Below are 14,605 nucleotides of genomic sequence, written 5' to 3'. Positions count from 1 at the left end.
GGTCTTTAAGGGCGAGCTATGACTAAAAAAACGCCCAATGTTATAACAGCCGGAAAAGTAATTATCGGCTTCTTTTTAGCTGCTATTTTTCTGATTGGAGTAGCAGGGTTGACTTATTATACCCTGAATCGACTTTTGGAGACAATGGGGCAACTCTCCGAACCCAACCAAAAGCTCAATACCCTCAACGAACTTCAGGCAGAAATTATCCAAATTACTCAAATTGAGCGGTTAGGCCCTGAAGGAGATTTTAGAATCAAAGACTCCACCCTGAATTTTCTGGAATCCAAACTGGATATTTTGGAATCATTGGCAGCTGATACCTCTGAACTAACAGAGGTTCGATTGATCCGGGCCAATTTAGTTTCATTGATTCAAGGGTATGAAAACCTTTACGAAGTAAAAAGTAATCTAGCCAACAGGAATTTTTCAAGAGAGGCACTCAAAAAAGTAGAGATCGGGATTAGGAGAAGAGCGGAGATTCTGGAAAATCAACCTCTCCAACAATTAAACCCCAGAGATGCCATTATCAATGAGTTGAGGCAGACCTCCTCAGTGGCGCCTATCAGTGCAGGAAAAAATAGCGTGGGTAAGATAAACCCTACCTCTCCACAGATAGCCAAGTCGCCGGAAATTGATAAACTACTAGGGTTCATTAATCAGAATTCGAAGGGAAGTGCTGCTCCAGGTTCCAGCACTTTGGATAGTATTTTATACAACATCCGAGCGGTGATCAATCAGATTTACCGGGAAGAAAGTAGGCAAAGACAGAACTTGGCACAGATGGAAACGGATCTTTCTATCAAGCAAAGTGAAGTGATTTCCACTATTCAGGGACTGTTGGGAGTTTTGCAAAAAAGAATTTTAGAAGAGTCTGAGGAAAAAAACAGTGAAGCCTACAGTTTAGCCTACGATGTGACATTTTTCTTAATAGTGATCGTGGTTCTGGCCGTAATTGGCAGTGGCTTTATGGTTTACTCTATTTTGAAAGAGATAAAAATCAACCGTCAATATCAAGAAAACCTAGAAGCGTCCAGGCAAAAATCCGAACAACTTGCGAGATCTAAACAGGAGTTTTTGGCCAATATGAGTCATGAAATCCGTAATCCGCTTCATGTAATTCAGGGATATAGATCTGTTTTGGAGAAGAGTCAATTGGATGAGAGGCAAAAATCACAATTGAAAATGATTGGCTTTGCTTCCGAGACCTTGATGGAAATTGTAGATGAGGTTCTGGATTTTTCTAAACTGGAAGCAGGAAAGTTAAAATTAGAAAAAGAAGCTTTTGATCCTGAATCACTTTTTTCTTCCCTTCAGGACTTTTTTGACCTGAAAGCCCAAGAGAAAAATCTGGATTTCAGATGGAGTATTCAATTGCCATCCAATCAATGGTTGCTGGGGGACCAATTGAGGTTGAAGCAGATTGCCAATAATTTATTGAGTAATGCATTTAAGTTCACTTCCAATGGCTGGATTGAAGTTCGGGTACAGTGGGGAGAAGATACCCTAACTGTGGAGGTCGAGGACAGCGGCATAGGAATGAGCGAGGAAGTACTCTCCAAGGTATTTAGAGAATTTGATCAAGCTGACACCTCCATTTCCAGAAAATATGGAGGTACTGGATTAGGATTGGCAATTGTACATAGACTGACCACTTTGATGGGGGGAAGTATAGAGGCTCAGAGCGAGGAGAATAAAGGAACTTGTATGAAGGTAATTCTTCCCATGAAAGCAGTTGAGGCTCCTCAGAATAGGCCTATTTATGATCAGAAGTTTGGGTTGGATTTGACGGGCAAGAAAGTGTTGCTGGTGGACGATGACCCTGTGGGTATTCAATATTTATCACAGATTCTCAGCTATTTTGGAGCTACAACTGTCCTCTATGAAGGGGGGGCTTCATTCCGTGATAGTTTTGAAGGTTTAGATTTCGATTTGGCTATTTTGGATATTCAGATGCCTGAGTTTTCAGGATTTGATGTGATTGATATGCTAAAAAATCACGCTAGCTATAAGGGTCAGCCCGTTCTGGCAATGACGGCCAATGTCTTTGTGGAAGAGAAAGAAAAGATGTTTAAGCGTGGTTTTAGTGATATTTTGTTCAAGCCATTTCAGGAAAAAGCTTTGGTTTTGGTTTTAGGAAGACTGTTTCCTGAAGCTGTCCACGAGATCAAAAATGAGGATCAGCAAGAAAAGCCAGTCGAAACCTCCCTCTTTGATTTAAGGGACCTCAATAAATTTTGTATGGGGGATGATGCTTTGCTGAAAGATATTTTAAAAGACCTAATTCAGGAATCCAGGAAAAACTTGGAACAACTTCAAAAAGCTAGACTCAATGAGCGCTATGAGGTGATTTTGGAAATTTGCCATCAACTGGGAAGCAGATTGGGCCAAATAAAATCTGAGTCAGGGGACCTGGCTAGAAAAATTGAAAATAAATTGAAGCTTGGAAATCAGCAGGGTATAAATAGTCAGTTGGTAGAACTGGAAGAGAAAATTCGGGAGCTTTTAGAAGAACTTTCCAAAGTGATCGAATCCAAAGCTCCCGTTACTTCTTAATTCAGTCCGTATTTTTCCATTTTGCTATAAAGGGTTTTTCTATCCATTTTGAGAATTCGGGCAGTCTTTGATTTATTATACTTCGTGTCCTGCAGCACTTGCTGGATCAATTCTTTTTCTTGCTCAATCCACTGGCTTTTGTAATCTCTTGGAGAAGGTAAATCCTGAGCCTGATTCATAGTATTACTTGGTCTATTGGAACTGAAGGCAAATTCAGGATTATTCAAATCGGCAGGCAATGCCTCTTTTTCCACCAAAGGTCCAGTAGTTAATAAGACAGCCCTTTGGATAATATTTTTAAATTCTCTCAGGTTTCCAGGCCAGTCATAGCCCAAGAAGATTTCCCAAACTTCAGAAGTAAATCCTTTGACAGATTTATTCATGCGCTGATTGCTTTCTTCCAGAAAATGCTCAGCAAAGATCTCCAAGTCTTCTTTTCTTCTTCTCAGAGGAATAGCATGAAGGGTAAACTCATTGAGTCTATGGTATAAATCCTCCCGGAATTGACCTTCTCCGGCTTGTAATAATAAGTTCTCATTAGTGGCTGCAATGATTCTGACATTGATATTGATTTCCTTATTGCCACCGATTTTTCGGATGGTTCTTTCTTGGATAGCTCTTAACAATTGAATCTGAACCTCATAGCTTAAATTACCCACTTCGTCCAGGAAAATGGTTCCTCCATGAGCAGCTTCGAAATGCCCTGTTTTATTATCTAATGCACCGGTAAATGCCCCCTTTACATGGCCGAAAAGCTCGCTTCCTGCCAAATCTTTGGGAAGAGCACCACAATCAATTGCTATGAAAGGTCCGTTTCTTCTTTCGGATTGTTCATGGATTCTTCGAGATATAAATTCCTTACCAGTCCCTGTTTCCCCCAAAATCAATACGCTCAAATCTGTTGGAGCGACTAATTGGATATGCTTTTCCAGTTTCTCAGATTCTTGCGATGTTCCAGCGACATAAAAATTGGTAGAGGGTGAACTTCCAGATTTTTGATTTGGCTTGGAAGGGGAAGCTTCATCACCAATAGCTTCTGGTACTTTGGACTTACTGGACAAGGATTCATTGACAGTAGCTAGAAGTTCATCTGGATTAATTGGCTTGGTGATGTATTCAAATGCCCCCAGTTTCATAGCTTTGATCGCGATCCTGATGTCAGAATAATGTGTGATCAGAATTACTTGTGTCTGAGGAAATTCCTTTTTGGACCATTGGAGCAGTTCCATTCCGGTTCCATCAGGAAGCCTAAAATCTGCTATAATCAGATCAAATTTTCCTGAGTTTAGGATATTCTGAGCTTCCTTTACTTTGGTGGATGCTTCTACAGCAAATCCGTTTTTTTCCAAAAATGTCTTGACGATTCTGGAGTAAGTCAAATCGTCTTCTACCAATAGTATCTTCTTCATCTTTTGTATTACGTTTTCGATGATCAAATGGATTTTGCAAAAGAGGCAAGAATCCGAAAATAGTTTTATACAGAAAAGGTTTTTTGTAGTCCAACTATTTGGCATAGCTAAAACAAAAAAAGCACCAGATAAATATCTGATGCTTTTAAATTAATCGGGGAAAGCAACTTATTCTTTTATTTCATTCCCTTCTTGGTCATATTTCTTAGAAAGTTTGTCTTCAGTTCCATTATCGAAGACAACTTTGAATTGGTAAGTTCCTTCTGGAGTTGCCCATTGCCAAGCCTCGGAAATGGTCAGGCTGCTGACAGAAGCATCATTTGCTATTGCTGTTTTTACAGGCTCTGGCAGAGCATCTGGTTCGATTTTTACTTTAGCTTCCTGAATTTCGGTAGCTATTGGACTGAAGTTAGTGTTTGCAACTGGTGCCGCCATTGCTACTCCAGACATTAAAACTGCGGCGATTAAAATTGACTTTTTCATAATTGTGATAGTTTAAGTGGTTATGGGATATCTCAATTGGAGAATAAAAATCCTGATCAGAGATGATTATTACCTCGAGATAGATCTCATGTGTTGGTTTGAATAATTATAAAATCGGTTTCCGGATCCGATGGCTGAATCTATATCAGCTTGATTGTGTTAGTGCGATTCCTATGCCATGTGCCAAAAAATAGTCTTAAGGCTGTTTTCGGTTTAGATTCCACAATATTTCCTGGGGAGTTCAAGGGCAAAATGACCTAAAAACCTCTTAAAAACACTTACGAAAAAGTAAGTATTTGTTACAAGTCAAAAAGAAAAACCTGTTTTATCAAAACCGAACTTTTTTAATCCAAATTATCTTCTAAAAACCTGTAACTTTGAATTGTCAAAATAAACTCAAGCCCAGGTAATGAGCGACGCTATCAAACACGAGTGCGGCATAGCAATGATCAGGCTCCGCAAGTCTCCCCAATATTACATCGATAAATATGGGACTGCAGCCTACGCATCCAACAGGATGTATGTGCTGATGCAAAAACAGATCAACAGAGGACAAGACGGTGCCGGAGTAGCCAATGTTAAAATTGACACGCAACCAGGTACTCGATACATTTCCAGATATAGGTCTGTGGAGCCCTCAGCTGTCAATTTTATTTTTGACAAAATCAACAAGAAGTATAAAAAGGCCAAAAAGATAGGGGGTCATGATGCACTTAGTGATGCAGAATGGCTGAAAGAAAATATTGCCTTTACCGGGGAAGTTTGGTTAGGCCATCTTCGATACGGAACACACGGCGAAAATTCAATTGAAACTTGCCACCCATTTTTGAAGCAAAATAACTGGAGAAGCCGGAACTTGGTAATGGCCGGTAACTTCAACATGACAAATGTGGAGGAGCTTTTCGGGAAATTGGTTCAGCTGGGACAGCACCCGAAAGAAAAGACTGACACAGTTACGGTCATGGAGAAAATCGGTCACTTTTTGGATGAGGAAAATCAAAGAATTTTCGACAAATACAAGCATCAATACTCCAATGAGCAAATCACACATGTGATTGAAAATGAATTGGATGTTGCAAGAATTCTTCGACGTTCCTGCAGGGATTTCGATGGAGGATACGCAATGGCCGGCTTAATTGGAAACGGTTCATCCTTCGTTGTACGAGATCCTTCAGGAATTCGACCTGCTTATTATTATGCAGATGATGAAGTGATCGTGGTAGCATCAGAAAAGCCTGCAATCAAATCGGCATTTGACATTGATTTCAAAGCGATCAAAGAAATTCAACCAGGTCATGCCTTGGTAATTAATAAAGACGGGTCTTACGCGGAATCGGAGGTGATGCCTGCCAGAGAGAAAAAATCCTGTTCCTTTGAGCGGATTTATTTTTCAAGAGGAACTGATCCGGATATCTATCAGGAAAGAAAGAGCTTGGGAAAAGCTTTGATTCCTCAGATTTTGAAGGCAATTGATTTTGACCTAAAAAACACCGTTTTCTCTTACATTCCCAATACCGCAGAAACTGCCTTTTTGGGGATGATAGAAGGCTTAGAGGATTATTTGGTCGCAAAAAGAAAAGAGGTCTTTTTGGAAGGGAAGCCTCATATGGGTGACCTGGAAGAATTATTGAACTTCCGTCCGAGGGTTGAGAAACTGGTTTCCAAAGATGTCAAGCTTAGAACCTTCATTACCAATGATGACGATAGGGACGTAATGGTCTCCTCAGTATATGATACTACTTATGAAGTGATCAAACCTGGAGTTGATACCTTGGTTGTGATTGATGATAGTATAGTAAGAGGTACTACTTTGGAAAAAAGTATTCTGACCACCCTCGATAAATTAAGTCCTAAGCGTATTATCATTGTTTCCTCCGCTCCTCAGATCAGATTCCCGGATTGTTATGGAATTGATATGTCAAGAATGAAGGAATTTATCGCCTTCAGAGCTGCCTTAGCATTGCTGAAAGAGAGAAAATTGGAGAATATCCTGGATGAGACATATGAGGCTTGCATCGCCAACCCTCTTGGGCCAGAGAATTTTGTGAAGCGCATCTATGAATCATTCGCAGATCAGGAAGTATCTGATAAAATCGCTGAGATCGTCACAACACCAGAAATCAAGGCGGAGGTTAAGGTGATTTACCAAACAGTAGAAAACCTTCACAAGTGCACTCCAAATCATATAGGTGACTGGTACTTCACCGGAGATTATCCTACTACAGGAGGAACAAGAGTGGTGAACAGAGCTTTTGTTAATTTCAAGGAAGGAAAGACTGTCAGAGCGTATTAAACCAAAGAAATATTTACTTAGGCGCAGAGCTAACACTTTGCGCCTTTTGTGTTTTATATATTGAGTATTTGAAAGACTATTTAATAAAGAGAAATGGACGTAAACGTTAAACTTTTAAAACAAATCTGCGAAATCGCAGGTGCACCCGGTTTTGAGAAGCGTGTGAGGGATTTAGTGATTGAGTTGGTGACACCTTTATCTGATGAAGTCAAAGTCGATAATCTGGGCAATGTCATAGCAGTTAAAAAGGGTAAGAAAAATCCTGACGGCAAAAGAGTGATGGTGGCTGCGCACATGGATGAGATTGGTTTTATTGTTACGCATATAGATGATAATGGATTTTTGAGATTCCATACCCTTGGCGGTTTTGATCCAAAAACCTTAACTGCTCAGCGGGTAATTGTACGCGGCAAAAAAGACCTGATTGGTGTTATGGGAAGTAAGCCTATCCACGTGATGAGCCAGGAAGAACGAAATAAACTTCCTAAAACCACAGATTTTTTCATTGATCTGGGAATGCCAAAAGAGGAGGTGGAAAAATACATATCAGTAGGGGATCCAGTGACCAGAGACAGAGAACTCATTGAGATGGGGGACTGTGTCAATTGTAAGTCTATAGATAACCGGGTGGCTGTGTTTATCCTGATCGAAGCACTGAAAAAGTTGAAAAATCCGGCTTATGATGTGTATGCCACTTTTACAGTTCAAGAGGAGGTAGGTATCCGCGGTGCTAATGTTGCTGCTCATGGAATCAATCCTGATTTTGGAATAGCCTTAGATACTACCATTGCATTTGATGTGCCTGGAGCGCAGGCGCATGAAAAGGTTACCGAATTGGGAAAAGGTACTGCTATTAAAATTATGGATGCCATGACCATTTGTGATTACAGAATGGTGGAGTTTATGAAACAGACTGCTGATAAAAAGAAGATTACCTGGCAGCCAGAAATTTTAACAGCTGGGGGTACGGATACTGCCGGAGTACAAAGAATGGGTAAGCAAGGGGCAATTGCCGGAGCGATTTCCATTCCTACCAGACACTTGCATCAAGTGATAGAAATGGCACATAAAAAAGATATAGCCGATTCGATATCACTCTTGGTGGCCTGTTTGGAACAAATGGATAGCTACGACTGGAAACATTAAATTGAGGCCGGGAAAATTCACCCGGCTTTTTCTTTTCCCCTCTTTCGATTATCTTATTGACATGGCTTTTTGGAATGTAATTACCCGATGGATAGGGAAACTAGATAAAATTCAAGTTGAACCTTTTTTGGCAGTAAGTAATGGACAGGAACTTTTTGTAAAAGGAAGAGTCATCTCTGCGTATAAGCAAAGTAGGCCAAGAGCTAAAAACAATCCTCTCAAGAATATTTTAGCAACTATTAGAAGGTATTCTGTCAGCAGTATTCCAGGAGTTTGGGTTGAAGTGAAGGTAGGGGAGAAAATTGAAAGAGTCCTTACCGATGATGAGGGTGTTTTCGAATGCTTCTTACCTTTTCATGAAGAGAGAACAGTCATGATGACTGTACAACCAGAGGACCCAGATTGGAATTGTGATGATTCAGAAATGGAGATTCAAAAAATTGAGAAAAAGTTGGGGCTGATTTCAGATATAGATGATACCATCTTGATATCTCATGCCACCGCTATTGGTAAGAAGTTTTGGTTGTCTGTTTCCAAAAACGCCTATACTCGAAGACCTTTTCCTGGTGTCTCTGAATTTTATCAAAAAATGGTCAGGGACAAAGGTTATGAAATGTTTTATGTATCCAGTAGTGACTGGTCTTTATTTGATTTGATACGGGATTTCCTTCAATTTAGGAATATTCCATTAGGTCCGATTTTACTGAAAGACAAGCATATCAATTTGAAAAACATCTGGAAATCCGGTGGTGGTAGCCATCAGCATAAGTTGGAGAAAATTCATTTTCTCTTAAGATTTTTTCCCGAGATGAAATTCATTTTGATAGGAGATTCGGGACAGCATGATCCGGAAATTTATGCAGAGATTTGTCATGAATATCCTCAAAGAGTCATGGCGGTTTTTATTCGTGAAATTCACCCTAAACATTCTGAGTCTCCAGAAAGGAAGGAAATGGAAGAGGAGCTTGATTTTCATTTTATACAATCTACACAAGAGGCGATTTCATTGGCTGAGAAGCTTCAAATTATTTAAAAATGGACCAAAAGGCATTATTGATTTTTAATCCAAAATCCGGAAGTGATTCTATCAGTTTGGAAGAATTGTCAGAAAGGATAGCTATGCATTTGAAACAAGCTGAATTATCAATTTTTCAGACAACAGGTGAAAATGATGCCGACAAAATCCGGAAAGAGATCAATAAGCATAATCCAAATTTATTGTTAGTTGCAGGAGGTGATGGAACAGTCAAGTTGGTAGCAGAATCTCTTCAAGCTCAATTACCCATCGCAATTTTACCATTAGGCTCAGCGAATGGCTTGGCCAAATGCTTGGGAATCGATTTATTGGAAGATGGCTTGGAGGCTCTACGCCATTTAAAGGTGAAAAATGTGGATGGCATCGATATCAATGGAGAGCTTTGCTTACACTTGGCGGATTTTGGATTCAATGCCAATCTGATTGAGAAGTTTGAAGAGCAGGGGACAAGGGGGATGATGGGATATATCAAAAGCTCTTTTTCCCAAATTTTTGAAACAGAGCCTTATCGCTATCTGATCAAAACCAAAGATGAAAATTGGGAGGTTTCTACGAGGATGCTTCTAATAGCCAATGGAGATAGATTTGGAACGGGCGCGATTGTCAATCCAGGAGGAAGTTTAGATGATGGAAAGTTTGAATTGATTACTCTTGATGTGGAGCGATTAGAGCATCTTTTTGAAGTTGGTAAAAGCTTGGTTTCAGGCGAAACACCAATCGGGGAATCCATGAAAATATGGAAGTTGGACTCCTGTAAAATCGAAAATTTGGACCAAGTTAATTTTCAAATTGATGGAGAGTTAAAAGGTCAGCCAGAAGAGGTATCGGTACATATTCAAGCAGCCCGATTTCAATTTGTAGTGAAATAAACTTACTGTTCGACTTTTGGAATAAAAAAATGCTCCCGGAAACATTAAATTCCGGGAGCATTTACATTTACTCTCTGATCAGGATCAATCAGCCTAATTTTTCTAAACTTTCTTCCAATGCTTTGATTTTTGCCTCAGCATCGGCCTGTTTTTTCTTTTCATTTTCCACTACTTGGGAAGGAGCCCCGGCTACAAAGCGTTCATTACTCAGCTTCTTCATCACCGAATTCAAAAACCCTTTAGTGTATTCCAATTCTTTTTGAATAGCGGCCTTTTCCTCTTCCACATCAATGCTGTCACCCATAGGAACAAAGCACTCATCTGCCTTCACCACAAAACTCATGGCATTTTCCACTTTGGATGCGAAGTTAAGCGAAGATAGATTGGCTAACTTTTCTAATACTGCCTGAAATCTGGTGTAAAGTTCTGGTCTTTGAGTATTAATACTCAGGTCCAAAACTTCTTTTGGAGACATGCCTTTGGAGGCCCTTAAATTTCTGATTTGGGAGACTACCTCAAAAATCTGTGCTGCTTCTTCTGTAATCTTGGTATTGAAGGATATTACCTCTGGCCATTCTGCAAGTATCAAAGAATCTTCTACACTTCTTTCTTCGATTTGATGCCATATTTCTTCGGATATAAATGGCATGAAAGGATGAAGTATTTTTAAGATATCTTCAAATAATTCTATGGTCTTATTGTAGGTAGCCTGATCGATTGGTTTTTGATATTCCGGTTTGATCATCTCCAGATACCAAGAGCAGAAGTCTCCCCAAACCAATTTGTAGGTAGTCATCAAGGCATCTGAAATTCTGAATTTCTCGAAATGGTCATTGATTTCGGCCAAGGCCTGATTGAATCGGTTCTCAAACCATTCAATGGAGGATGAATTCACTGAACCATCCAATTTGGGATCGATTTCCCATCCTTTAACCAACCTGAAGGCATTCCAGATTTTGTTAGCAAAGTTTCTTCCCTGCTCTACTAACTTATCATCATAAGGTAAATCATTTCCTGCTGGAGAAGAAAACAACATTCCGGTTCGAACTCCATCTGCTCCATACTGAGCTATGAGCTCCAGAGGGTCAGGAGAATTACCCAATGATTTGGACATTTTTCTACCCAATTTATCTCTTACGATCCCTGTTAGATATACATTTTTAAATGGTTTTTCCCCCAAATACTCATATCCTGCAATGATCATTCTAGCCACCCAGAAGAACAAAATCTCAGGAGCAGTGACCAAGTCGTTGGTTGGATAATAATATTTCAGTTCTTCATTTGGTTTGCCGGTAGTAAAGATATCCGTATCAAATACTGAAATGGGCCATAGCCATGAACTGAACCAGGTATCCAATACGTCTTCATCTTGCTTTAAATCTGCTAAAGTGTACTTGGAGTCATATTCTTTCTGAGCAATTTCCAGTGCCTCCTCTTTGGTTTTAGCCACCACAAACTCCCCATTTGGAAGGTAAAAGGCTGGAATCTGATGTCCCCACCATAGTTGACGAGAAATACACCAGTCCCTTACATTCTCCATCCAAACACGATACATGTTTTTGAATTTGGGAGGATGAAGCTGGATCACGTCATCCATTACTGATTTCAATGCAGGCTGAGTGATTTCCTCCATTTTCAAAAACCACTGCAAAGAAAGCTTCGGCTCAATGACCGCATCTGTTCTTTCGGAATGACCCACGTTGGATTTGTAATCTTCAACTTTTTCCAGTTGGTTGATTTCCTCCAGCATCTTCCCAATTTTCTTTCTGGCAATAAATCGATCTTCTCCTACAAGAATTTGGGCTTTTTCGTTGAGTGTACCGTCGTCATTGAGGATATCGATTACTTCCAGTTTATGCTTGATTCCTAATTCATAGTCATTGATATCATGAGCAGGGGTTACTTTCAGGCATCCAGTACCAAATTCCATGTCCACATATTCATCTTCGATGATAGGAATAGCTCTATTGATTAGAGGGATGATAACTTTTTTTCCTTTGAGATGGGTGAATCTCGGATCGTTAGGGTTGATGCATATAGCTACATCAGCCATGATGGTTTCAGGCCGAGTAGTCGCTATAGTCAAAAATTCATTCGCACTCCCTTCGATTTGATAATTGATATAGTAAAGTTTGGAAGCAATCTCTTTGGTAATTACCTCATCATCCGAAAGCGCTGTCTTTCCCTTGGGGTCCCAATTTACCATTCGGACTCCTCTATATATTTTGCCTTTTCTATACAGGTCTACAAAAACAGAAATAACAGCGTCACTTAAACCTGGGTCCATGGTGAAGGAAGTTCTGTCCCAATCACAGGAAGCCCCTAGTTTTTTGAGTTGCTCTAGGATAATACCTCCATATTTTTCTTTCCATTCCCAGGCGTATTTCAAAAACTCTTCTCTTGTCAAAGACTTTTTATCAATTCCTTTTTCTTTGAGCATGTTGACCACTTTTGCTTCTGTTGCGATGGAAGCATGGTCAGTTCCAGGAACCCAGCAAGCATTTTTCCCCTGCATACGAGCACGTCTAATCAAGACATCCTGGATGGTATTATTCAACATATGGCCCATGTGTAGCACCCCAGTCACATTGGGTGGAGGGATCACAATCGTGTAAGGCTCTTTGTTGGGATCTATTTGGGAGGAGAAAAGTTTGTGCTCCATCCAGTAGGAATACCATTTGGATTCAGCTGATGCAGGATCGTATTTGCTGGCAATCGTAGACATGAACTCTGGTGATTTTTATGAAAGGGCAAAAATAGGGGATTTTGGGGATATGGTCAGGAGAAATTGGTTTAAATCAAAGGATGAACCAATAAAAAAGCCGTCTTTTTGAGACGGCTTAAAATGCTTACTTTATCATCGGCAATACTATCCTACTTGGATAAACTCCACCGTGATGGATTGAGTTTGTGGCGACAAGACCTTCACTTTCATCATAATTATTGCCTCCTGTATTTAGGTTTCTGTCAAATCTGGGGAAGTTGGAGCTACTCACTTCAATTCTGATTCTATGGCCTTTTTCAAAATAATTGGAAGTGCTCATTGGAGTCATTTTGATTTCGTAAACTTTCCCATTTTCCATCATTACCTCTTTGTCATAGCCTTCTCTATATCTTACCCGCTGAATTGTTTCATCCAGATTGTAGGCTTTTCCGTCCGGATACACATCGATTAGTTTGATGGTTACATCTGTATCTTTTACATCAGAAGATAAGTAAAGGAAGCTCTCGATAAAGCCTGAGATTTCCACTCCCTCAGTTAATGGTTCTGAGGTATATACCAAAATATCATCTCTCAATTCCATTTCGGATTGATCGAATGAACCACCCTGAACAGCATTTCCGGTGCAGCAAACATTTCCCCCGTAGGAATTCACTGGGTTCATAGGGTCATATTGAAAGGTGTCTTTATTTTGGGTTTTGGGAAGCTTTGCTAACAATAAACCGTCTCCATTTCTAGTATTGGCACTCCCTTTAGAGTCTAAATAATAGGTGGTCATTTTTGCATTTGCAGGAGGCCATACGTCCGAAGTCTGCCACTTGTTTGAACCCATGGTGTAATAGGTCACTTTTGGCATGGAATCAATCTTGCCTTTGTCCTCATTTTTCAGCCATAGATCGAACCAGGCTGTGATTATTTCATCATAATTCAATCGAGCATCACCCACACTTCTTTCACCAACTACCGTGTTTTCTGTAGCTCTTGTATAGGCGCAATGCAGTACTGGAGCGATTATTAAGTATTGATTATCTCTGGCTTTCTGGGAAACCGCATTTTTTCTAACATGATTATATAATGCCAAGTTGGGGCTGGTAGAGACATCATACCAGGATACAAACCAGAAACTCGGTTTGTCAAATGGCATATCGTCATGATATAATCCACCTTGATACCACCTAGCATCATTGGGCTTTCGGGTGATCATTTCTTCATAAATCCCATTTGGACCATTGACATTATTAATAATGTCTTGAATCGGAAGATGGGATAGGGCTTCTTTCCAATTGACTCTTGGGTATTCAGGGGCCATATCATAAAAGCGCTGCAAGCGTAATAAATCTTCCTGAGCAATGCCTTTTTGAAGCCTAGGAGCCAAAGGATCATGCTGGGTTCCATAAAGCCAAGCAGTGAAAAGCATTTGACCGGCGCCACCTCTGTACCAATTTCCCTGCTCAAAATATTCTCCTATTCTTCCAACGCCAGCACCAAATCCTTGAGGAACCAATGCTGCATGTGCAGGGTGATTCAAGGATGCTGCTGCCATCTGCCATTCGGCGGTGGAGGAGCAGCCTAAGGTTCCGATTTTCCCATTACTCCATCCCTGCTTTGCCATCCAATCAAAAGCATCATAACTATCTGTCAAGGGTGTACCGAGTATATCCCACTCACCTTCAGAGAAAAATCTTCCTCGTTCATTCTGAACCACGTAAGCGTAGCCTTTTTTCACCCACTCCAAAGCAGACTGCATAGTTCTTTCTCTCAATTCACCATCCCCATAAGTATTGAAATTGTAGGGTGTTCTTGAAAAAATGATGGGTACCTTATAATCTACCTTTGGACGATAAATATCCGTCGCTAATCGATTTCCATCCCGCATGGGCATCATTACCTTTTGATCCACTATTGCAATTTCTTCAAGCTGATCAAGGATGGATTTCTCCTGAGCAGCCAGCCTTAGAGACAGCAGGAGTAAAAGGGAAACAAAAAGAGTTTTTGTGAGGTTTTTTATCATGATAAAAGCATTTTATGCGGAATTTAAGGATAGGCTCTCATTTTTCAATAGGAAAGTGATAAATGGCAGAAGTAGGAAAT

The 14,605-nt window shown here is 40.2% G+C and carries 9 protein-coding genes; 5 read left to right on the top strand and 4 right to left on the bottom strand.

Annotation, left to right across the window (positions count from 1 at the left end; translation table 11 throughout):
- Nucleotides 1-18: 18 nt before the first annotated feature.
- Nucleotides 19-2,556 (top strand): hybrid sensor histidine kinase/response regulator, encoded by a 2,538-nt coding sequence (locus BM073_RS12800; protein WP_091654671.1) that lies wholly within the window; start codon nucleotides 19-21, stop codon nucleotides 2,554-2,556.
- Here BM073_RS12800 and BM073_RS12795 read toward each other — a convergent pair.
- Together BM073_RS12795 and BM073_RS12790 are read right to left on the bottom strand one after the other, a co-directional pair.
- Nucleotides 2,553-3,965, bottom strand: a complete 1,413-nt coding sequence (locus BM073_RS12795) for a sigma-54-dependent transcriptional regulator (RefSeq protein WP_091654670.1) — start codon at nucleotides 3,963-3,965, stop codon at nucleotides 2,553-2,555. The two genes, BM073_RS12800 and BM073_RS12795, sit on opposite strands and share 4 nt — an antisense overlap.
- 168 nt (nucleotides 3,966-4,133) lie before the next feature.
- Entirely contained in the window at nucleotides 4,134-4,448 is a 315-nt protein-coding gene (locus tag BM073_RS12790) for a hypothetical protein (protein ID WP_139217496.1), read from the bottom strand.
- 409 nt (nucleotides 4,449-4,857) lie between these two features.
- Here BM073_RS12790 and BM073_RS12785 point away from each other — a divergent pair, with 409 nt between their 5' ends.
- The 4 genes from BM073_RS12785 (at nucleotide 4,858) to BM073_RS12770 (ending at nucleotide 9,792) form a co-directional block, all read left to right on the top strand.
- Complete coding sequence (locus BM073_RS12785; RefSeq protein WP_091654667.1) at nucleotides 4,858-6,741, top strand: amidophosphoribosyltransferase; 1,884 nt, start codon at nucleotides 4,858-4,860, stop codon at nucleotides 6,739-6,741.
- Nucleotides 6,742-6,834: 93 nt separating this feature from the next.
- A complete protein-coding gene (locus tag BM073_RS12780) occupies nucleotides 6,835-7,887 on the top strand; it encodes a M42 family metallopeptidase (RefSeq protein ID WP_091654665.1) in 1,053 nt (350 codons plus the stop codon).
- Nucleotides 7,888-7,948: 61 nt separating this feature from the next.
- Nucleotides 7,949-8,920, top strand: coding sequence for an App1 family protein phosphatidate phosphatase (locus BM073_RS12775; RefSeq protein ID WP_091654664.1), 972 nt, complete (start codon nucleotides 7,949-7,951; stop codon nucleotides 8,918-8,920).
- Nucleotides 8,921-8,922: 2 nt separating this feature from the next.
- Nucleotides 8,923-9,792 (top strand): diacylglycerol/lipid kinase family protein, encoded by an 870-nt coding sequence (locus BM073_RS12770; protein ID WP_091654662.1) that lies wholly within the window; start codon nucleotides 8,923-8,925, stop codon nucleotides 9,790-9,792.
- An 88-nt stretch (nucleotides 9,793-9,880) separates the two neighbouring features.
- Here BM073_RS12770 and BM073_RS12765 read toward each other — a convergent pair whose 3' ends face one another.
- Entirely contained in the window at nucleotides 9,881-12,517 is a 2,637-nt protein-coding gene (locus tag BM073_RS12765) for a valine--tRNA ligase (protein ID WP_091654660.1), read from the bottom strand.
- Nucleotides 12,518-12,641: 124 nt separating this feature from the next.
- Nucleotides 12,642-14,525 (bottom strand): CocE/NonD family hydrolase, encoded by a 1,884-nt coding sequence (locus tag BM073_RS12760; RefSeq protein ID WP_091654658.1) that lies wholly within the window; start codon nucleotides 14,523-14,525, stop codon nucleotides 12,642-12,644.
- Nucleotides 14,526-14,605 lie beyond the last annotated feature (80 nt).

It is taken from the genome of Algoriphagus ornithinivorans, assembly GCF_900115305.1.
GTDB classification, from domain to species: domain Bacteria; phylum Bacteroidota; class Bacteroidia; order Cytophagales; family Cyclobacteriaceae; genus Algoriphagus; species Algoriphagus ornithinivorans.
The sequence above is the reverse complement of the archived record's forward strand: the minus strand, read 5'-3'. Positions and strand labels throughout refer to the sequence as shown.

Bases quoted from the DNA above. Each gene is read 5' to 3' on its own strand.
- BM073_RS12800 (WP_091654671.1), top strand. From the start codon at position 19: ATGACTAAAAAAACGCCCAATGTTATAACAGCCGGAAAAGTAATTATC.
- BM073_RS12795 (WP_091654670.1), bottom strand. From the start codon at position 3,965: ATGAAGAAGATACTATTGGTAGAAGACGATTTGACTTACTCCAGAATC.
- BM073_RS12790 (WP_139217496.1), bottom strand. From the start codon at position 4,448: ATGAAAAAGTCAATTTTAATCGCCGCAGTTTTAATGTCTGGAGTAGCA.
- BM073_RS12785 (WP_091654667.1), top strand. From the start codon at position 4,858: ATGAGCGACGCTATCAAACACGAGTGCGGCATAGCAATGATCAGGCTC.
- BM073_RS12780 (WP_091654665.1), top strand. From the start codon at position 6,835: ATGGACGTAAACGTTAAACTTTTAAAACAAATCTGCGAAATCGCAGGT.
- BM073_RS12775 (WP_091654664.1), top strand. From the start codon at position 7,949: ATGGCTTTTTGGAATGTAATTACCCGATGGATAGGGAAACTAGATAAA.
- BM073_RS12770 (WP_091654662.1), top strand. From the start codon at position 8,923: ATGGACCAAAAGGCATTATTGATTTTTAATCCAAAATCCGGAAGTGAT.
- BM073_RS12765 (WP_091654660.1), bottom strand. From the start codon at position 12,517: ATGTCTACGATTGCCAGCAAATACGATCCTGCATCAGCTGAATCCAAA.
- BM073_RS12760 (WP_091654658.1), bottom strand. From the start codon at position 14,525: ATGATAAAAAACCTCACAAAAACTCTTTTTGTTTCCCTTTTACTCCTG.